This is a genomic window from Streptomyces sp. T39, from assembly GCF_008042045.1.
In the GTDB taxonomy this organism is placed as follows: domain Bacteria; phylum Actinomycetota; class Actinomycetes; order Streptomycetales; family Streptomycetaceae; genus Streptomyces.
In genome coordinates, this window is the sequence record NZ_RDBP01000012.1 from 2,316,459 (window position 1) to 2,335,792 (window position 19,334).

The 19,334-nt window shown below is 72.0% G+C and carries 20 protein-coding genes; 15 read left to right on the forward strand and 5 right to left on the reverse strand.

Annotation, left to right across the window (positions count from 1 at the left end; genetic code table 11):
* From EAO77_RS11565 to EAO77_RS11600, 8 genes are all read left to right on the forward strand, one after another.
* The coding region (locus tag EAO77_RS11565) for a response regulator transcription factor (RefSeq protein ID WP_147989085.1) at nucleotides 1-947 on the forward strand (947 nt) is incomplete at its 5' end.
* A 221-nt stretch (nucleotides 948-1,168) separates the two neighbouring features.
* Nucleotides 1,169-1,408 carry a hypothetical protein gene (locus tag EAO77_RS11570; RefSeq protein WP_147987921.1) on the forward strand — a complete coding sequence of 80 codons (240 nt, stop codon included), beginning with the start codon at nucleotides 1,169-1,171 and terminating at the stop codon, nucleotides 1,406-1,408.
* Between the two features lie 5 nt (nucleotides 1,409-1,413).
* Nucleotides 1,414-2,010, forward strand: coding sequence for a pilus assembly protein TadG-related protein (locus EAO77_RS11575; RefSeq protein ID WP_147987922.1), 597 nt, complete (start codon nucleotides 1,414-1,416; stop codon nucleotides 2,008-2,010).
* A 29-nt stretch (nucleotides 2,011-2,039) separates the two neighbouring features.
* Nucleotides 2,040-2,636: a hypothetical protein gene (locus EAO77_RS11580; protein WP_147987923.1), complete on the forward strand. Its 597-nt coding sequence runs from the start codon at nucleotides 2,040-2,042 to the stop codon at nucleotides 2,634-2,636.
* Between the two features lie 62 nt (nucleotides 2,637-2,698).
* Nucleotides 2,699-3,298, forward strand: a complete 600-nt coding sequence (locus EAO77_RS11585; RefSeq protein ID WP_410088394.1) for an OmpA family protein — start codon at nucleotides 2,699-2,701, stop codon at nucleotides 3,296-3,298.
* A gap of 141 nt (nucleotides 3,299-3,439) precedes the next feature.
* On the forward strand, nucleotides 3,440-5,089 hold the full coding sequence (locus tag EAO77_RS11590) for a polymorphic toxin-type HINT domain-containing protein (protein WP_187283184.1): 1,650 nt from the start codon (nucleotides 3,440-3,442) through the stop codon (nucleotides 5,087-5,089).
* 4 nt (nucleotides 5,090-5,093) lie between these two features.
* Nucleotides 5,094-5,636: a hypothetical protein gene (locus EAO77_RS11595; RefSeq protein ID WP_147987926.1), complete on the forward strand. Its 543-nt coding sequence runs from the start codon at nucleotides 5,094-5,096 to the stop codon at nucleotides 5,634-5,636.
* A gap of 226 nt (nucleotides 5,637-5,862) precedes the next feature.
* Nucleotides 5,863-6,681 (forward strand): hypothetical protein, encoded by an 819-nt coding sequence (locus EAO77_RS11600; RefSeq protein ID WP_147987927.1) that lies wholly within the window; start codon nucleotides 5,863-5,865, stop codon nucleotides 6,679-6,681.
* Nucleotides 6,682-6,696: 15 nt separating this feature from the next.
* Here the strand turns inward: EAO77_RS11600 and EAO77_RS11605 are convergent, their stop codons facing one another.
* Nucleotides 6,697-7,062 carry a DUF192 domain-containing protein gene (locus tag EAO77_RS11605; RefSeq protein ID WP_147987928.1) on the reverse strand — a complete coding sequence of 122 codons (366 nt, stop codon included), beginning with the start codon at nucleotides 7,060-7,062 and terminating at the stop codon, nucleotides 6,697-6,699.
* Between the two features lie 121 nt (nucleotides 7,063-7,183).
* On the opposite strand from EAO77_RS11605, the gene EAO77_RS11610 reads away from it, so the two are divergent.
* Nucleotides 7,184-8,308, forward strand: coding sequence for a prepilin peptidase (locus EAO77_RS11610; protein ID WP_147987929.1), 1,125 nt, complete (start codon nucleotides 7,184-7,186; stop codon nucleotides 8,306-8,308).
* A gap of 33 nt (nucleotides 8,309-8,341) precedes the next feature.
* Here EAO77_RS11610 and EAO77_RS11615 read toward each other — a convergent pair whose 3' ends face one another.
* Together EAO77_RS11615 and mgrA are read right to left on the reverse strand one after the other, a co-directional pair.
* Nucleotides 8,342-9,520: a winged helix DNA-binding domain-containing protein gene (locus tag EAO77_RS11615; RefSeq protein WP_147987930.1), complete on the reverse strand. Its 1,179-nt coding sequence runs from the start codon at nucleotides 9,518-9,520 to the stop codon at nucleotides 8,342-8,344.
* Between the two features lie 534 nt (nucleotides 9,521-10,054).
* Entirely contained in the window at nucleotides 10,055-11,092 is a 1,038-nt protein-coding gene (gene mgrA, locus EAO77_RS11620) for an L-glyceraldehyde 3-phosphate reductase (RefSeq protein ID WP_147987931.1), read from the reverse strand.
* A 107-nt stretch (nucleotides 11,093-11,199) separates the two neighbouring features.
* On the opposite strand from mgrA, the gene EAO77_RS11625 reads away from it, so the two are divergent.
* The 5 genes from EAO77_RS11625 (at nucleotide 11,200) to EAO77_RS11645 (ending at nucleotide 17,063) form a co-directional block, all read left to right on the forward strand.
* Nucleotides 11,200-11,961 carry an isoprenyl transferase gene (locus EAO77_RS11625; RefSeq protein WP_147987932.1) on the forward strand — a complete coding sequence of 254 codons (762 nt, stop codon included), beginning with the start codon at nucleotides 11,200-11,202 and terminating at the stop codon, nucleotides 11,959-11,961.
* Between the two features lie 417 nt (nucleotides 11,962-12,378).
* Nucleotides 12,379-13,701, forward strand: a complete 1,323-nt coding sequence (locus tag EAO77_RS11630; RefSeq protein ID WP_147987933.1) for a PhoH family protein — start codon at nucleotides 12,379-12,381, stop codon at nucleotides 13,699-13,701.
* A 432-nt stretch (nucleotides 13,702-14,133) separates the two neighbouring features.
* Entirely contained in the window at nucleotides 14,134-14,823 is a 690-nt protein-coding gene (locus EAO77_RS11635) for a transglycosylase SLT domain-containing protein (RefSeq protein WP_147987934.1), read from the forward strand.
* A 159-nt stretch (nucleotides 14,824-14,982) separates the two neighbouring features.
* The gene (locus EAO77_RS11640) at nucleotides 14,983-16,314 is read left to right on the forward strand and encodes an AI-2E family transporter (RefSeq protein ID WP_147987935.1); all 1,332 of its coding nucleotides are present in this window, start codon (nucleotides 14,983-14,985) and stop codon (nucleotides 16,312-16,314) included.
* The gene (locus tag EAO77_RS11645; protein ID WP_147987936.1) at nucleotides 16,311-17,063 is read left to right on the forward strand and encodes a hypothetical protein; all 753 of its coding nucleotides are present in this window, start codon (nucleotides 16,311-16,313) and stop codon (nucleotides 17,061-17,063) included. The genes EAO77_RS11640 and EAO77_RS11645 overlap by 4 nt, the downstream gene beginning before the upstream one ends.
* A gap of 85 nt (nucleotides 17,064-17,148) precedes the next feature.
* On the opposite strand, the gene EAO77_RS11650 is transcribed toward EAO77_RS11645, so the two are convergent.
* Nucleotides 17,149-17,682, reverse strand: a complete 534-nt coding sequence (locus tag EAO77_RS11650; protein ID WP_147987937.1) for an alkyl hydroperoxide reductase — start codon at nucleotides 17,680-17,682, stop codon at nucleotides 17,149-17,151.
* Nucleotides 17,683-17,685: 3 nt separating this feature from the next.
* Nucleotides 17,686-18,240: a peroxiredoxin gene (locus tag EAO77_RS11655; RefSeq protein WP_147987938.1), complete on the reverse strand. Its 555-nt coding sequence runs from the start codon at nucleotides 18,238-18,240 to the stop codon at nucleotides 17,686-17,688.
* Between the two features lie 132 nt (nucleotides 18,241-18,372).
* Here EAO77_RS11655 and EAO77_RS11660 point away from each other — a divergent pair, with 132 nt between their 5' ends.
* Complete coding sequence (locus tag EAO77_RS11660; RefSeq protein ID WP_147987939.1) at nucleotides 18,373-19,314, forward strand: hydrogen peroxide-inducible genes activator; 942 nt, start codon at nucleotides 18,373-18,375, stop codon at nucleotides 19,312-19,314.
* Nucleotides 19,315-19,334 lie beyond the last annotated feature (20 nt).

Sequence of the window (19,334 nt, forward strand, 5' to 3'; positions counted from 1 at the left end):
GGAGTGCCTCGGCCCCGCTCCACCCCGCCGCGCCGCAGGCACCGCTGCGGGTCGTCGTCGCCGACGACAACCCCGTGGTCCGGGCGGGGCTCACCGTCCTGCTCGGCGGACGCGAGGACATCGCCGTCGTCGCCGAGGCGGCCGACGGGGCCGAGGCACTCCGGGCCGCCCGGACCCACCGGCCGGACGTCATCCTGCTCGACGTCCGCATGCCCGGCGTCGACGGCATCTCCGCCCTGCCGTACCTGGCCCAGGCGGCCCCCGTGATGATGCTGACGTACAGCCGGGAGAACGAGATCGTGCACGAGGCCCTGCGCCTCGGTGCCGGCGGCTACCTCGTGCACGGCGAGTTCACCGCCGATCAGCTGGTGGCCGCGGTGCGGGACGTGAAGGAGGGGCGGGCCCACTTCACGGCCACGGCCGCGAACGCCCTGCTGGCGCGGTTCCGTCAGGACGGGGGCCCGGCAGGCGCGCGGGCCCTGCCGGACGGGCTCGGTGCCGCGTACGGCCCGCCGCCGTATCCGGTCCAGCCGCCGGGGCCGTTCGGGGGCCAAGCGCCGCCCGGGAGCCGGGACGCCCGTCCGATTGTCTCGACTTCATCGAATCCCGGCGAAGTTGCTTCGCATCTGCAATCGAATGTGGGACAGTCGTCCGTACGGCCGGGGGGTGGCACGGGTCCGCATGCCGACACCTCCCAACAGGCCCGCGACAGAAGCGAGTTCGGTCTGAGTTCGAGGGAGGTGGAGGTGATGGACCTGATCGCGTCGGGCATGAGCAACCAGCAGATCGCCGCCACCTGTTTCATCAGTGAGAAGACGGTCAAGAACCACATCAACCGCATCTTCGCGAAGCTGCACAGCACCAGCCGGAGCGAGGCCATCGCGATCTGGATCGGCACCGCACGGACCGGCCACGGGTTCGGCAGGGGGGTGACGGGGCGTGGATGAGCGCACCACCGCCGACCGCGGGGCCCAGGCGCCCCCGGCGGAGGCCCAACTCCGCGTTTGGGCCCCTCAATGGGCCCAGGGACCCTCTTCCGGGACCCCTCGTCCCGCGTACGTTTCCGGTGTCGAAAGCGGGGGGCACCGCACAGCCGGTGGACCCGCGGACGACACCGAGACTTACGCGTCGGCCGGCCAGCGGTCGGCCGAACCCGAAGGGGGACGACATGTCGAACGACACTCTGCTGAAGGCCACCGTCAACACGCAGCTGCGCGTCAACGGCTGGAAGAACACGGTCGTCCGTCGGATGACCGACCGCGAGCGCTCCAAGGGCCAGACGGCGCTGGAGTACCTGGGCATCATCATGGTCGTCGTGGTGATCATCGGTGCGATCGTCGGCACGGGCATCGGCGGCAAGATCACGCAGAAGATCAACGAGCAGATCGACAAGATCAAGGCCGGCTGAGCCGCTTGCGCCACCGCAGCACGAAGGATCAAGGGCAGGCATTCCCCATCTATCTGGTGATGGTGGGGGGCCTGCTCTTCCTCGCGTTCGCATTCTTCGCAGTCGGACAGGCATCGGCGACCCGGAACACGGCCCAGGGCGCGGCGGACGCCGCGGCACTCGCGGCGGCCCAGGACGCCCGCGCGAAGCTCACGGCCGAATGGCTCGACGCACTCCAGGACCCGACCGCGTGGCGGGACATCTTCGACGGCTACGCGCCGATCACCCCCTCGTGCGGGGTGGCCGCGCAGTTCGCGGCCAAGAACGGCGCGGTCCTCGACGGGGTGCCGGGCTGCAGGCCCGAACCGGGCATTCCGCTGACCTTCAGCGTCAGTGTCAAGACGCAGAAGCCCGTCGGCGACTCGGTCATCCCCGGCACGGAGGCCAAGTTCGGCACAGCCGACGCCAAGGCCGCCGTCAAGCCGCTGTGCACGTTCGAGCTTCCCGACGACCTCGACCTCCTTCCCGTGCTCGACTGCACGACAGGCAGCTGGGATCTCGAGGACAGCCTGACGGACCTCCCCGACGCGAAGGACCTCTTCGACGTCCGGTTGGTCGACTGATAGCGAATACGAGAGAAGGAATTCCAGTCATGAGCATTCGGCATGTCCTGAAGGCCCGCAGAGGGGCAGCAGCGGCGGTGATCACCGCTGGGCTCGTCTTCACCATGGCCGGTTGCGGTGGCGGCGACGGCAAGCAGGACGACCAGGACAAGTCAAGCTCGTCCAGCAAGCCGGCCGAGAAGGAGAAGGAGGGGTCGGGCGGGACGTCCGCGCAGCCCGATCCCGACCAGGTGATCGCCACGGTCAAGGGACGTGACGGGATGGTCCTGGTGATCAACTCCGTCGAGCGTGACAGCGGGGGCTTCGTCACGGTCAACGGCCAGGTGGAGAACACCGGCAGTGCCGCCTACTACGCGACGACGGAATGGCGCGGCACCGAGGAGGAGCTGCGCGGCGGAGGCCAGTCCGTCGGCGGGGCCACGCTGGTCGACAAGGCCGGCAAGAAGCGTTACTACGTGCTGCGCGACACGGACGGCCGCTGCCTGTGCACCTCGGGCTTCACCCAGGTCGACGCGGGCAAGAAGCTCCCGATCTTCATGCAGTTCCCGGCACCTCCGGAGTCGACGACCGAAGTCGACTTCCAGTTGCCCTCCTTCCCGAACGCCACGCTCGAGATCACGGGGTGACGGCGGCCATGACACGGTCACAAGCGCGCAGAGCCCCCGTCCGCGTCACAGCGGCGGTCTTCATGGCCTCTGCGGTCGTGGCGGCGGCACAGGTGGTGTCCGCCGTTCCCGCCCGCGCCGACGAGAAGCCCAGCGTCCCGCCGGGTACCGAAGCCTCCGCCGAACCTCCTGTGCAGGTGGACGCGGACTCGCCCGGCCTCAAGATGGTCGACGGCGCGACCCTCGCACCCGCCAAGGTCCTCGACATCAAGTCCGTCATCGAGTCCGAGGGCGGCGAGGAACGCCGCGAGGACACCAACTCGGACGTGAAGTACGCACTCCAGGCCGAAGTGCTCTTCGGCAAGGACAGCGCGAAGCTCAGCCCTGCGGCGAACGGACGCATCCAGGCCATCGCCGCCGAGATCACGAAGGAGAACGCGAAGAAGGTCCGCATCTTCGGGTTCACCGACAACCTCGGTTCCTCGGCGCACGGCGACGTGCTGTCGAAGGAGCGGGCCGACGCCGTGCACTCGGTGCTGGCCAAGGCGCTGAGCGACGCCGGGATCACCTACGAGGTCCGCGGCTACGGGGAGCAGTTCCCCATCGCCGACAACTCGAACGAAGAGGGCCGCAAGAAGAACCGCCGCGTGGAGGTCTCGTACCCGCGCGGAGCGGGCGGCTGATGCGCCTGCCGCACGGGTGACGGCCGGCCGCCTCCGGGTGGGCCGGCCGTCGTCGTCCGGCGGCTCGACGCGGCGCATTGAGCCCGCTGTTGGGCCCGGGGGCCCATGACGCGGCCCCCGTTCCTCCCTAGCGTGGCGAGCATGTCTGTACTGGGGGAAGCACGCAGGGTCCTGCGCCGCCGTGTGCGGCGCGGCATGCCGCGCACGGACACACGCCTGCTCGGGCTGCGCAGGCGGCGCAGGGGGGACCGGGGCCAGACACCGCTGGAGTACGTCGGCCTCGGTCTGGTGGTCGTGGCGATCATCGGCGCCCTGGTGGCGACCGGGATCGGGCAGGAGCTGACGGTGAAGATCGGCGCCCAGGTGTGCCGTATCACCGGCGGCGGCGACTGCGGCTCCGGCGGCGGTGTCACCGAGGCGCGGGACGGCGAGCAGGACGAGGAAGGGCAGGGGGACGACACCGCCCCCGCCGACCGCCCCGTCGACGACTCCGGCGACCCCCAGCAGAAGTCCCCCGAGCAGATCGCCTACGAGAAGGCGCTGAAGGATCTCCAGGACGCCCGGTCCGCCGAGAAGGCGGACCAGGACAAGGCGATCCAGGCGGCCAAGGAACTGGCGAAGATCCTCGCGGACGAACTCGGCATCACCGACGCCCTCGACTGCATCACCGAGGGCGACATGGGCGCGTGCACCGAGACGCTCGTCAACGTGCTGCTCAGTCTCGTGGGCGGCGCGGTCGGCAAGCTGGCCGCCAAGTACGGGGCGCCGTGGAAGTGGAAGAAGGCGTACGAGCTCATCCAGAAGCTCAAGAAGCACGGCGGCGACCTGTACGACGGCCTCACCGGGCTGCTCAAGAACCGCAAGAAGGTCAAGGACGCCCAGCAGGCCCTCGACGACGCCAAGAAGAAGTACGACCCCGAGAAACAGAAACCCGACGACAAGAAGCCGGACGACAAGCCGACCACCTGCCCCGTCCGGCACAGCTTCCTGCCCGGCACGCCGGTGCTGCTCGCCGACGGGCGGCGGGTTCCGATCGAGACCGTGCGCGTCGGCGACCGGGTGGCCGCGGCCGACCCCCTCAGCGGGGTGACGGGCGGCCGGCAGGTCACCAGGACGTTCACGACGCACGACGACAAGGAGTTCACCCGGCTCACCGTGCGGACCCCGTCCGGGACCGCGTCCGTGACGGCGACCGACACCCACCCGTTCTGGCTGGACGACGAGGGGCGCTGGGCCGACGCCGGGGACGTCCGCGCCGGGGACCTGCTCCGCTCCGAGCGCGGCGGCGGCATGGAGGTCCTGGCGGTCCGGCACTTCGTGCGGCAGCGCACGACCCACGACCTCGCCGTCGACGGCGTGCACACCTACTTCGTGGGCGTGGGCTCCGCCAACGCCCTGGTGCACAACAACGACTGCGACATGTCCGACGAGGAGGTCGAGGCGGCCCGCAAGCCGGACGTCGGGGAGGGCGACGACCCGAAGAAGTTCAAGGACCACTTCCTGCGGCACAAGAAGCTGATCGAGGACGCGCTCGGCACCAAGTACAAGAAGCTCAAGGAGGACGGCCCGCGCTTCCGCCAGGACATCGCGGACGCGATCAAGGACGGCACGTTCGAACTCGTCGGCAAGGGCACGCTGAAGAAGGGCGAGCCGGAGGGCCTGATCTATCGTGGCAAGGGCGTGACGATCGTCCTGCGGGAGAACGGCGACTTCTGGACCGCTCTGAAGTCGGGCGAGGGCCTGGACACCGGCATCCAGATCACCAAGAAGGTGCCGAAGAAGGAAGGCTGAGCGGATGAACAGCGTGGCGCGGCAGGTCGCGGGGCTGCTGGACGGGCGACGCGTCCGCGATGTGCTCGTCCCGGGGTGGATCGACCGCGACGAGCAGATCGTGGAGTTCCGGCCGCAGCCGCTGGTGGTGTGGCTGCGGCTCGACCTCGGGGTGGTGCGGCTGTCGGCCGAGGAGCAGTTCGGCAGCCTCGGGGTCCGCTCCGGCTCCACCCCCGACTGGTCCGACGTCCCGCTCCTCGCCGAGTCGGAGTACGAGATCGCCCTCGCCTCCTGGAGCGAGCAGCTGTTCGGGGACGGCCGGGGCGACCTCGCGTGGACCGGACTGCGGTCCTACGAGACCGATGACGGACACACCACGGTGATGGCCCTCGACCTGGAAGGCGACCACACGCTCTTCGTCGACCCCACGTGGACGTTCGGCATCCGTGTCGGCAACGCGGCCGACGAGCGCACATGGGTGGAGCTGTACGGCGGCGACCGGGCACCGCGGGCGTGGTGGCCGGCCGCTTCGGGCGTCGCCCAGCGGCCCGGGGGCGCGGGCGGATGAGCGCGCGGCAGCACCCTGTGGCGGACCGGGGGACACGTCCCGCGGGCGGCCCCCGGCCCGCGCGGCTGCCGTGAAACGCCCGGAAAGGCCGGCCGGCCCTGCGCGGTTGCGGACCGCTGCCCGATCGGACGGCCCGTCCGGCCGGCGCGTGGGCCCTGGGGCCCATGTCGCCGCGCCCGCGGGGTTGTTAGCGTGCGGGGACACCGTCGAGCAGCAGGGGAACGGCATGAGCACGGGGACCCGCAGGACCGTACGGAACACCGCCCGCCGGGTGGCGGGGGCCGCGGCCGCCGCCGTGCTCGCGCTGGGGGCGCTCACCGCCTGCCAGGACGAGGACACGCCGGACGACGGCGGCGGTGACGGCGGCCGGCCCGCCGCGTCGGCGTCCGCACCGGCCACGGAGGGCGCCGACGGGACTTTGGCCGCAGAGCCCTCCGTCCCGCCCTCCGACACCACGCCGAGCAGCGGCAAGGCGCTCACCGAGGACGGACTGGCGAAGGCCGCCCTCGCGACGGGCGAGGTGCCGGGCTTCGCGGTGACGCCCCTGCAGGGCGGCGAGGAGCCCGGGACGGAGAAGTCCGACGACCCCGACTGCGCTCCGCTCGCGGCGGTCGTCAACGGAGCGCCCGAACCGGCCGCGTCGGCCACCGTCTACCGCACGGCCGTCGACACGAGGGAGGAGGGCGAGGACACCCAGACCGTCGTCACCCTGATCCTCACCTCCCACCCGGACGGCGGCGCGGAGCAGGTCCTCTCCTCCCTGCGGTCCGCCGTCGGCGCGTGCGCGAAGGGCTTCACGGCCCGCGGCGGCGACGGGGTCTCGACGTACGCCGAGGTGAAGACGATCCGGGGGACGCGGGCGGGTGACGACTCGATCGCCTATCAGGTGACGGGCGCCCTGGGCGGCGACAAGATCCCGCTGGTGTTCCACGTCGTGCGGCGCGGGGCCACGGTCGTCACCTTCTACACGGCGAACTTCGTCGGCGGGACCACCCCGACCGTGCCGGACGAGCTGATCCTGAAGCAGACCGCCAAGCTCCCGTAGGGCGACGGCCCGAGGTCACGCCTTCCGGCCCCCCGTCACGGTCACCCGGGTGCCGGGCACCAGCCCCCAGGCCGCCATCGCCCCGGCCTCCGCCTCCAGCACATGGCGGGCGCGCAGGCGGACCGCCCCGAGCCGGCCGGGCCGCATCGTGTGCACGTGCAGGACGCGCAACTCCTTGTCCAGGTAGGCCACGTCGATGGCGAAGCGCATCCGGAAGGTGTGGACGCTGTTGCACGGGGTCAGCAGGATCGCCCCGTCGACACCGTCCCTGCCGAGCAGCCCCCGGGTGCGCGTCCGGTAGGACGCGGCGACGAGCAGCGCCACCGGCGCCTCGTGTCCGGGTATCCGCAACTCCGCCGTGCCGTCCCGCCATCCGCCCATGGCGCAGACCGTATCGCCCTGCCTCCCCGGCGGGGAGGGGTCGGGGGATTGGGTCCGTGCGTCCCGTGTCTGGGTCCCCGGACCCATGACGGCGCGGCGGGCTCCGGCCTAGGGTCCTGCCGTGGACGTGACGCCGATCGCCGTAGCCGCCGCCGTCTGGGGCGCCGCCACCGGGCTGCTGGTGCCCCGGGCCGCGTACCGGCTGTCCGTCGAGCCGGAGGAGGAGTGGCGGGCGGTGTGCCCGCGGGGTCATGCGATCACCGGTCCGGCGGCGGGCTGGGTCGGCCTCGCGCGCTGCGCGCCCTGCGCGGCGGGCGCCCCCGCGACGACGGCCGACGCCCCGGGCTCCGGCCCGCACGCCGTGGCGGACGCCCGCCCGCCCGCTCCCGGCGGCGACCGGCCTGCCGCGGTCCCGGCGGCCGGCACCCCTGCCGCGTCTTCCGGGGCCCCCGGTACCGCGTCGGGTGCCCCCGGCCCGCCCGAGGTGTCCGACGCCCCCGCAACGGGCACCGCCACGGCCGCGGACGTCACGGCCCCGGCCACGGGCACCGCCGCCGACGCCTCGGCCACTGTCACCGACACCCTGGCCACCGACACCGACACCCTGGCCACCGACCCCCCGGCCACCCGGGCGCCCGCCGTCCCCGCGGCGGCCCCCGACGCCCCCGGCCCGCCCGGTGAGCCGGACGGCCGGCCCGTCCCGTACCGGGTCTCCGTCCCGGTGTCCGCGGTGACCGCCGTGGCGTGCCTGCTGCTGGCGTACGCGACCGGGCCGCGCCCGGAGCTCGCCGTGTGGCTGCTCGGCGCACCGTTCGCCGTGCTCCTCGCGCTCGTCGACCGCAACGTCCACCGGCTGCCCGACGAGCTGACGCTGCCCCTCGCCGGTGCGTCGGCCGTCCTCCTGGGCGCGGCGGCGCTCTTGCCCGGCGACGGCGGCTCCTGGCCCACGGCGCTGCTCGGCGGGCTCGCCCTGGGCGGCGTCTACTTCCTCCTCTTCCTGATCAACCCGAACGGCATGGGGTTCGGGGACGTCAAACTCGCCCTGTCCCTGGGCGTGGTGCTGGGCTGGTACGGCTGGACCGTGCTGTTCGCGGGCGCGTTCGCCGGCTTCCTGCTGGGCTCGGTCTACGGGGTGGGGCTGATGCTGCTGCGCCGGGCCGACCGCCGGACGGCGATCCCCTTCGGCCCGTTCATGATCACGGGCGCCTTCCTGGGCCTGCTCCTCGGCGCCCTCGCGGCCGCCTGACCACGCGCCCCCGCCGCGGCCGGGACCGGGACCTCAGGCGTGCGGCCCCACCGTCACCTCGCCGACGACCAGCTCGGCCCGCCCCTCGAGCACCTCGCCGACCCGCTCGGCCTGCGCGGCCAGCTCCTCGCGTGCCGCCGGGGACGCGAGCGCCGGGCCGACGGGCTCGACGGTCACGGTCACCCGCCTGCCGGAGCGGCGCTGGTGCCAGACGCCCGAGACGGTGCCGTCCACCAGCACCACCGGGTAGTTGCCCGCCTGGCCCCCGGCCAGGGCGCGGTCCCACGCGGCGCCGGGGAACAGACGCTCCCGCGGCTGCGCGGCAATCGTGTACGCGTCGAAGTAGGGCAGCAGCCGCACGCCCCGGGGCCCGGAGCCGGCGTCGAACGCGGTGTCGCCCGCGGCCACCCACGCCGGTCCGTCGTCGCACACCACCTCGGTGATGCGCCCGGCGGCCGCCTGCTCCGCGAACAGCCGTGCCGCCCAGCCCTTCGGCGCGGCCAGCCACCGGGCGAACCACTGGGGCGTCGACGGCCCGTACGCGCGCAGATAGCGGAGGACGACCTCCTCGAGCGCGGCCGGTCCCGGCAGGGGAGTGACGTCCGGGCTGGTGTAGGTGACCCGACGGCCGCGCACCGGGCCGAACGCGAGCACGCCCCGGTGGGCCGCCGTGTGGGTCGCCTGGCGCCAGCGGGGCCACTTGTCCTGGAACGCCTCCATCACCCGGTCGCCGGCCCAGCTGCCGGTGCGGGCCGTGATCGCGTCCGTGAGCTCGTCCACGGTCAGGGCCTGCCCGTCGCCGAGGGCGTCCCGGATCGCGGCGACCACCTCGTCGGTCTGCTCCGGGGTCATCCGCACGCCGTCGGGCATCACCGGGCCGCCGGCCGGGATCGCGGAGAGGGCCCCGGTCCACAGGGGCAGGTCGGCCGCGGGCAGCAGATGCACGGTGCCGCGCGGGCCGTAGGTCTTCACCAGGGTGCGCTCCTGCCAGAGCGCCGCCCGCACGTCCGCACGGGTCGCGCCCCCGCCGACCCGCAGCGCGACGGACAGCTCGGCGGCCGACATCACCTGGGCGTGTGCGCCGAGCATCGCGCCGGTCACGCCGGCGGGGGTGCCGCCGGGGGTCTCCAGGCCCTGCCGGGCGATCCGCCGGGCCCAGGCGGCCTGCCAGGTCACGGTGCCGGACGGGGGGCGTGCGTCACGGTTCGTCATACGGGCGAGCGTAGAGACCCATGAGGACAGATCCTGTCCTCTGTACGGAGGCGACCCGGGCTGGCGCCGTACCGTCTCCGAGCGCCTGACGTCACGTCATGTGTTCGTCAATACGGCTCCCGTCCCGGCGGGTCACCCGTGGGGACTAACCCGTCCGGAAGGCCCGCGGGCCCGTCGCGCCCCCGTCGCGCCCCCCTCGGGGCCCGGCGGGACAAGGGCGACCGGCCCGTGGCGCACGGGCCGGGGCCGGCATTCCGGACCTCTGTGCGCCGTCGTGCGCCGTCCCCGCGAGAAACGGCGCGCGGTTGTGGCACGGCGTGGCACGCAACAACGCTCACGAAGGGTTATGGTGGAAACCCCCCCTCGGGCCGGTCCGTATCCCCCCCCACGGACCGGCCCGTTTTTTCTGCCCGCATCCGGCACGGGCCGCGGACGGGCTCCGCCCCACTCCGGCACGGCGCATCCGCCCGCCCCGCGTGCGGCGGGGCGCGCCCGGGCTCCGGGCCCGACCCGGCCGCTTCCCGCCCGGGGGGATCAGCTCCGTCCGGCCCAGATGTTCGTGCCCTCGGTGTCGACGGCGAAGGTGTCGATCCGCTCCAGCTCGTCCTTCGTCAGCGCCGGCGCGGCCAGGGCCGCCACGTTCTCCTCCAGCTGCCGCACACTCGACGCGCCGATCAGCGCCGAGGTCATCCGCGGGTCGCGCAGCACCCAGGAGAGCGCCATCTGCGCGAGCGACTGGCCCCGCTCCCCCGCGATGTCGTTCAGCCCGTTCAGCCGGCGCACCACGTCGTCCGAGAGCAGGCCGGGGTCGAGGGACTTGCCCTGGGTGGCGCGCGAGCCCTCCGGGATGCCCTTGAGGTACTTGCCGGTGAGCAGACCCTGCGCCAGCGGGACGAAGGAGATGCAGCCCATCCCCGCGGCCTCCAGGGTGTCGAGCAGGCCGTCGTCCTCGATCCAGCGGTTGATCATCGAGTACGAGGGCTGGTGGATGAGCGCGGGGACGCCCATCTCCCTGAGCAGGCGGGCCGCCTCCGCGGTCTGCTCCGCCGTGTAGGAGGAGACGCCGACGTAGAGGGCCTTGCCCTGCTGCACGGCGGAGGCGAGGGCGCCCATCGTCTCCTCGAGCGGGGTGTCCTTGTCGAAGCGGTGGGAGTAGAAGATGTCGACGTGATCGAGGCCCGTCCGCCTCAGGCTGGCGTCCAGCGAGGACAGCAGGTACTTGCGCGAACCCCACTCCCCGTAGGGCCCGGGGTGCATCAGATAACCGGCCTTGGTCGAGATGACCAGCTCGTCCCGGTACGGGGCGAAATCCTGAGCGAAGATCTTGCCGAAGTTCAGCTCGGCGGAGCCGGGCGGGGGGCCGTAGTTGTTCGCCAGGTCGAAGTGGGTCACGCCCAGGTCGAACGCGCGGCGCAGGATCGCGCGCTGGGAATCGAGCGAGCGGTCGTCGCCGAAGTTGTGCCACAGACCGAGCGAGATCGCGGGCAGCCGGAGCCCGGACCGGCCGCTGCGGCGGTACTCCATGGATGCGTAGCGGTCGTCCGCGGGCAGGTGGTGCAGGGAATCAGTCACGCTTCCCTCCCTATCACGGACTTGTGACACACCGGGTTGGGCCCGTGTGGCCCGGCCGCAGTACTGTTGCGCCTTCGGGGACAGCCGTATCGAGGGGTGTAACAACAGTGAACCTGCGCGACCTGGTGTACGGGCTCTACGCACGCCGGGTGGAGGGCCGCCTCGACCACGCCCAGGTGCCGAAGCACATCGGCGTCATCCTCGACGGCAACCGCCGGTGGGCCAAGGCGTCCGGCGGCACCGCCGCACAGGGGCACCAGGCGGGCGCGGACAAGATCTCCGAGCTGCTCGGCTGGTGTGCCGAGACGGACGTCGAGGTCGTCACCCTCTGGCTGCTGTCCACGGACAACTTCGACCGTCCGGAGGAGGAGCTCAAGCCGCTCCTCACCATCATCGAGAACACCGTCCGCAACCTGGCGGCGGACGGCCGCTGGCGGGTGCACCACGTCGGCACGCTCGACCTGCTGCCCGCCCACACCCAGTCCGTGCTGAAGGAGGCCGAGCAGGCCACCGACGGCATCGACGGAATACTGGTCAACGTCGCGGTCGGCTACGGCGGCCGCCAGGAGATCGCCGACGCGGTCCGCTCCCTGCTGCTGGAGCACGCGGCGAAGGGGACGAGCGTCGAGGAGCTCGCCGAGACCGTCGACGTCGAGCACATCTCCGAGCACCTCTACACCCGCGGCCAGCCGGACCCGGACCTCGTCATCCGCACCAGCGGCGAGCAGCGGCTCTCCGGGTTCATGCTCTGGCAGAGCGCCCACTCCGAGTACTACTTCTGCGAAGTCTTCTGGCCGGCCTTCAGGAAGGTCGACTTCCTGCGCGCGCTGCGCGACTACGCCGCCCGCCACCGGCGCTACGGCTCCTGACGCACCCGGCCCCCGGGGACTCCCGCCGGCCGTCCTCCGCACGCCCGCGCACCCCTCGCGCGCGACGCCGCCGAAGCGCCGCCGTTCCTCCTGTCACCGCATGTTCACCCGGTGAGCCTCCGCGCTCCGGCATGGCCGAAGCCGTTCGAGGGAATACAGCCTCCAGGTCGACGTCCGATCCACGGACGTCGTATCTCAGTGAGCGGCCGACACCGCTCGCCCGGGAGGCCCTTTGCACACGAAGGACTGCGGATCCGGCCCACGCGGCCAGGTCGCGGACCACGCGAAGGGCCGGCGTTCGGCCCGTGCATCGGGCCCGAACCCGGCCTGTCCTCCGCTCCGGCGGATGGACTCATGGTCCGCGGCGCCGTCGCACGGCGTCGCGCCCCGACCTCGTCCGAGGGGGTACGTCCTTCCGTGGTGAACAGCACTAAGCGCCGCATGCCCGACCGGCGCACCTACGTTCTCGACACCAGCGTCCTGCTGGCCGATCCGCACGCCATGAGCCGCTTCGACGAGCACGAGGTCGTGCTCCCGATCGTGGTGATCACGGAGCTGGAGGCCAAACGACACCATCCGGAGCTGGGGTACTTCGCCCGGCAGGCGCTGCGCCTGCTGGACGACTTCCGCATCCGGTTCGGCCGACTCGACGCGCCCCTGCCGATCGGGGATCTCGGCGGCACCCTGCGCGTCGAGCTGAACCACTCCGATCCCGGCGTGCTCCCCGCCGGGTTCCGGCTGGGTGACAACGACTCACGGATCCTCGCCGTGGCGCGCAACCTCCAGGCAGAGGGGTACGACGTCACGGTCGTCTCCAAGGACCTGCCGCTGCGCATCAAGGCGTCGTCGGTGGGGCTGCTGGCCGAGGAGTACCGCGCGGAACTGGCGATCACCGACGCCGGCTGGACGGGGATGGCCGAGGTGGCGCTCTCCGCCGAGCAGGTGGACCTGCTCTACGGGGAGGAGACGCTGTACGTGCCCGAGGCGGCCGAGCTGCCCGTGCACACCGGTCTGGTGCTCCAGTCGGAGCGGGGCAAGGCGCTGGGGCGGGTGACGTCCGAGGGCAACGTGCGGCTGGTGCGGGGCGACCGGGAGGCGTTCGGGATCCACGGCCGCAGCGCCGAGCAGCGCATCGCGCTCGACCTCCTGCTCGACCACGAGGTGGGGATCGTCTCCCTCGGCGGCCGGGCCGGCACCGGCAAGTCGGCGCTGGCGCTGTGCGCGGGCCTGGAGGCGGTGCTGGAGCGCCGTCAGCACCAGAAGGTGATGGTCTTCCGGCCGCTGTACGCGGTGGGCGGCCAGGAGCTCGGCTATCTGCCGGGCACCGAGGCCGAGAAGATGAGCCCCTGGGCGCAGGCGGTGTTCGACACCCTGTCGGCCGTCGCCGGCCGCGAGGTGATCGAGGAGGTGCTCGGGCGCGGCATGCTGGAGGTCCTGCCGCTCACCCACATCCGCGGCCGCTCGCTGCACGACGCCTTCGTCATCGTCGACGAGGCCCAGTCGCTGGAACGCAACGTGCTGCTGACCGTTCTGTCCCGGGTCGGGGCGAATTCCCGGGTCGTCCTCACCCATGACGTGGCACAGCGGGACAATCTGCGCGTCGGCCGGTACGACGGAGTCGTCGCGGTGGTCGAGAAACTGAAGGGGCATCCGCTGTTCGCGCATGTCACGCTCACCCGCTCCGAGCGGTCGCAGATCGCGGCGCTGGTGACCGAAATGCTGGAGGACGGGCACATTTAGCCGGACAAGTCCCCAGCTGGGAAGCGGGGACCGTTCCGGCAAACGGGACAGATGAGTTGACGCCGCCCGGCAGAGCGCAGAAGCGTAGCCGGGCGGCGTCGCGCTGCGTGCCCTTTCCGTCAAAACCCCTGCGGCAAACGGGGTGTGAGCTTTCCCACGCAGCGGATAATTGCCTTGCGGCATCGGCGTGGGGCAGAGTCTTGCTTCCGTCAGGCCCCGCATGCGGCACACCCGTACCGGAAACGGTGCACAGCAACAGACACAACTCAAGACTTGCCGTCGCATGCCGCCCGCGAGCACAATGCGGCAACTCCCCAACGGAGTTGCCCACCGGGCCCGCGCCTCTTGTGACCCATGCAGTAGGAGGCCAGCGTCAGGGGCACGATTGCGTTCGCGAGGTCACCTGTGCGGGCGTTGCTGGAAGGAAACCGTGTGAGCCGGATCTCGGTCCGGGGATTCGCTGTCGCCTCGGCGACTGCGGTCACCACCGTCGGCGCCGTCGTCGGCGTCGCGTCGGGCAACACGCAGCCTGCGGGGGACAACCTCGAGGCAGCGGCAGCCGACACGACGCTCCTCGCGGACATCCCCCTGGGCGAGCAGGCCCAGGTGCAGGTCTCGTCCCTCTCGCAGCAGGCGGACGCCCAGGCAGCGGCCGCGGACGCGTCCGCGAAGAAGTCCGCGGAGGAGTCGGCACGCCTCCAGGCCGCCAAGACCGCGGAGGCCAAGAAGGCCGCGGCCGTCGAGAAGGCGGAGCGCGAGCGCGAGGAGAAGGAGCGGGCCAACCGCGACTCGATCCGCTCGGCGTCCAGCTTCTCGACCCAGGCCTCGTACACCGTCGCCGAGGTCAAGGCCATCGCGCGCCAGATGGTGCCCGCCGACCAGTTCCAGTGCTTCAGCAACATCGTGAACCACGAGTCGACCTGGAACTACCGGGCCCAGAACCCGTCTTCGGGCGCCTACGGCCTCGTGCAGGCGCTGCCGGGCTCCAAGATGGCCTCGGCCGGCGCCGACTGGCAGACCAACCCGGCCACCCAGATCAAGTGGGGCCTCAACTACATGGACAGCCGTTACGGCAGCCCGTGCGGTGCCTGGTCCTTCTGGCAGGCCAACCACTGGTACTAGTACCGGTATCCGGTCACCGCTCAACGTTCCGGAGCCCCCCACCGTCCTACGGTGGGGGGCTCGGTGCGTGTACCGTCGAGGGCCGGTTGTTCCCAGCGGGGGCGCCGCCCGCGCCCCAGGGGGCGCAGGGGGAGAGCGGTGGGGAAAAAGGGGAGCATCATGTCGAAGGTTCCAGGATGGCTCGGGCGCGTGGGTGCCGGGCTGACCCGGATGGGAGAGCACCTGGACGAACGGCGCAAGGAGGCCGTGGCGGACGAGGCGCTGCCCGACGAGGCGCCGGTCGCGGAGAGCGTCCCGCCCCCTCCGGCCTACGCACCCGCCGTCGCCGCCAAGCCCGACCCGGTCGCCGCCATCCCGTGGGGCATCCGGGTGGCCGCCGAGGCGGGCTGGCGGCTGCTCGTCCTCGCGGGCACGCTCTGGGTGCTGATGCGGGTCATCAGCGCCGTGCAACTGGTGGTGCTGGCGTTCGTCGCCGCGCTGCTCGTCACCGCGATGCTCCAGCCGACGGTCGCCCGGCTGCGCAGGCTCGGACTGCCGCGCGGACTGGCGACCGCGGTGACGGCGATCCTGGGCTTCGTGATCATGGGGCTCGTCGGCTGGTTCGTCGTGTGGCAGGTCATGGAGAACCTCGACAACCTCTCGGACCGGGTCCGTGACGGCATCGAGGAGCTCAAGCGCTGGCTGCTGGACAGCCCCTTCCACGTGACCGAGAGCCAGATCAACGACATCGCCGAGAACCTGAGCGACACGATCGGCACCAACACCGAGGAGATCACCTCCGCCGGCCTCCAGGGCGTGACGGTGATGGTCGAGGTGCTCACCGGCATACTGCTGGCGATGTTCTCCACGCTCTTCCTGCTGCACGACGGGAAGCGCATCTGGCAGTGGACGCTCAAGCTGGTCCCCGCCCAGGCGCGCGCGGGAGTGGCGGGCGCCGGTCCGCGGGCCTGGCGCACGCTGACCGCCTATGTGCGCGGCACCGTGCTCGTCGCGCTCATCGACGCGATCTTCATCGGCCTCGGGATCTGGTTCCTCGACGTGCCGATGGCGGTGCCGCTGGCCGTGTTCATCTTCCTCTTCGCCTTCATCCCGCTGGTCGGCGCGGTGATCTCGGGCGCGCTCGCCGTCGTCGTCGGCCTGGTCACCCAGGGCGTGTTCACGGCGCTGATGGTGCTCGTCGTCGTCCTCGCGGTGCAGCAGATCGAGGGCCATGTCCTCCAGCCGTTCATCCTCGGCCGGGCGGTGCGGGTGCACCCGCTCGCCGTGGTGCTGTCCGTGGCCGCCGGCGGTCTGATCGCCGGCATCGGCGGCGCCGTGGTCGCGGTGCCCCTGGTCGCCGTCACCAACACCGTCGTCGGCTATCTGCGGTCCTACAGCCAGGAACAGTCGCTGCGCCGGCTGCCGCCGCCGCACGGGGCGACCGCGCTCGACACGGCTCCCGTGCCACCGCCCGCGGTGGCCGCCGGACCGGAGCCGGAGACGCAGTCGTGATCTCGGAACCGGAGCTGGTGGGCGGCGATCCGTTCGGCGCGCCCGGCAGCGGCCGCGCCCTGGGCGGGCCGCCCCCGCCCGACGCGCTCGGCACCGGCCCGGAGGGGGAGGTCCCGGCCCGCCGGACGCGGCCGGCCTGGCTGTGGGCGATCGGCGGGGCGGCGGCCGCGTCCGTGCTGTGGGCCGGAGGGCTGTACGGGTACACGGCGCTCGGTCCGGACCTCGGCGGCTACCGGGCGACCGGGAACCTCTGCACGGAGACGGAGCTGAAGGGGGCGTCCTCCGCGCTGGGGACGCCCCGCAAGGAGGAGAGCACCCACCAGGAGAGCCGGCACGAGACGCTGGACCACGCGTACTGCTCCGTCTATCTGGAGCCCACCGGGTACGAGCCGGACACCGACGAGGAGGGCAACGAGGTCTGGTCGCTGCCGAGCGTCGACATCACCTACACGCTGCACCGGAAGACCGACCCGGGGCCGGAGTTCGACGGTGTGGTCCTGTCCCGCAACGAGGGGTTGGGCAGAGCCCACGAACCCCGGCGGCTGTCCGGGCTGGGTGAGCGGGCCTATGTGTTCGAGCAGACGGGCGACGGCGTCGTCATCGAGGTGCTCGACGGCCAGGCCACGTTCTCGCTCTGGGCGTCGGGCGGGGTGGACCCGGAGACCGGCGAGCAGATCGGCGACGCGTCCGACATCGAGGCGCTGCTGGTGGACGATCTCAGGGCCCTGATGGAGCGGCTCAGAAGCTGATCCGCGAGGAACCCGTGGACGCGACAGGCCCCGCCGGACCTCATCGGTCCGGCGGGGCCTGTCGTCCGTGCGCGGGGTGGGCCGGCTACTCGGCCAGAACGGCTTCCGCGTCCAGCGTCGTGCCCACGGCCTGGATCACCGCGGCGATCTTGAAGGCCTCCTGGATCGTCTCGCGGTCCACGCCGGCCTTGCGGAGCACCTGCTCGTGCGAGTCGAGGCACTGGCCGCAGCCGTTGATCGCGGAGACGGCGAGCGACCAGAGCTCGAAGTCGACCTTCTCGACACCCGGGTTGCCGATCACGTTCATCCGCAGACCGGCACGGAGCGTGCCGTACTCGGGGTCGGACAGCAGGTGACGGGTCCGGTAGAAGACGTTGTTCATCGCCATGACCGCGGCGGCGGACTTGGCGGCGGTGTACGCCTCCGGCTTGAGGTTCGCCTTCGCCTCCGGCTCCAGCTCACGCAGCACCTTCGGCGAGCGCGAGGCGATCGCGCAGGCGAGCACGGTGCCCCACAGCTGCTGCTGCGGAAGGTCGCTGTTGCCGATCACCGAACCGAGGTTCAGCCGCAGGTCCTTCGCGTAGTCCGGTACGGCGGCCTTGAGTTCGTCGAGGGCCATGGGTCACTCACCGGCCAGCAGCGCGACCGGGTCGAGGGTGTTCTCGCCCTTGTTCCAGTTGCACGGGCACAGCTCGTCGGTCTGCAGGGCGTCGAGGACCCGCAGGACCTCCTTGGGGTTACGGCCCACGGAACCGGCGGTCACCATCGTGAACTGGATCTCGTTGTTCGGGTCGACGATGAAGACGGCGCGCTGCGCGAAGCCGTCCTCGCCCTCGATGCCGAGGTCGCGCATCAGCTCGTGCTTGGAGTCGGCCATCATCGGGAAGGGCAGGTCACGCAGGTCGGCGTGGTCCTTGCGCCAGGCGTGGTGGACGAACTCGGAGTCGCCGGAGAAGCCCAGGATCTGCGCGTCACGGTCGGCGAACTCGTCGTTCAGCTTGCCGAACGCGGCGATCTCGGTCGGGCAGACGAAGGTGAAGTCCTTGGGCCACGCGAAGACGACCTTCCACTTGCCCTCGTAGGACTTGTGGTCGATGGTCTCGAACTCCTTGCCGGTCTCCAGCGAGACGCAGGCGGTCAGCTCGAACGTGGGGAACTTGTCACCGACAGTGAGCACGCGCTCTCCTTGCATACAGGAAGGTCCCTTTTGAGGTCTTCCATGCGGGTTGGACGGATCTTGATAGTGGCACAGAGTGCATTGATCGCGGAAATAGCTAGACTCGGTCATCGCGATCGGAGGTGGTTATCAGTGGCTGGGCCGAACAGGGGCAAACAGCCGAGCATCGCACAGCTGCGCGCCTTCGCGGCCGTGGCGGAGCATCTGCACTTCAGGGACGCGGCGGCCGCAATCGGGATGAGTCAGCCGGCGCTCTCCGGTGCGGTCTCCGCGCTGGAGGAGGCACTCGGTGCCCAGCTGCTGGAGCGTACGACGCGCAGAGTGCTGCTCTCCCCGGCCGGCGAACGCATCGCCGTGCGGGCCAGGGCCGTGCTCGACGCGGTCGGGCTGCTGCTGGAGGAGGCCGAGGCGGTGCGCGCCCCCTTCACCGGCGTCCTGCGTCTCGGGGTGATCCCCACCGTCGCTCCCTATCTGCTGCCGACCGTGCTCCGCCTCGTCCACCGGCGCTACCCGGAACTGGACCTCCAGGTCCACGAGGAGCAGACCTCCTCGCTGCTGGAGGGGCTCACCGCCGGGCGCCTGGACCTGCTGCTGCTCGCGGTGCCGCTCGGGGTACCGGGGGTGACCGAACTCCCGCTCTTCGACGAGGACTTCGTGCTGGTCACCCCCGAGGGCCACGATCTCGGGGGCCGGGACGACCTGCCGCGCGAAACCCTGCGCGAGCTGCCGCTGCTCCTCCTCGACGAGGGCCACTGCCTGCGCGACCAGGCACTCGACGTCTGCCGTGAGGCCGGGCGCGAGGACGGGGCGCCGGTCACCACCACCGCGGCCGGGCTCGCCACGCTGGTGCAGCTCGTGGCGGGGGGCATGGGCGTGACCCTGCTGCCGCGCACCGCGGTCGACGTGGAGGCGGGCCGGGGCGGGCTGGGCACCGCGCACTTTGCCGCGCCCGCGCCGTGCCGTCGGATCGCGCTGGCGATGCGGGCGGGCACCGCACGGGCCGAGGAGTTCGCCGAGTTCGCAGGGGCCCTGCGGGAGGCGATGCGGGAGCTGCCGGTACGGGTGGCGGACTGACGGCCCCCGACGGCGGGCCG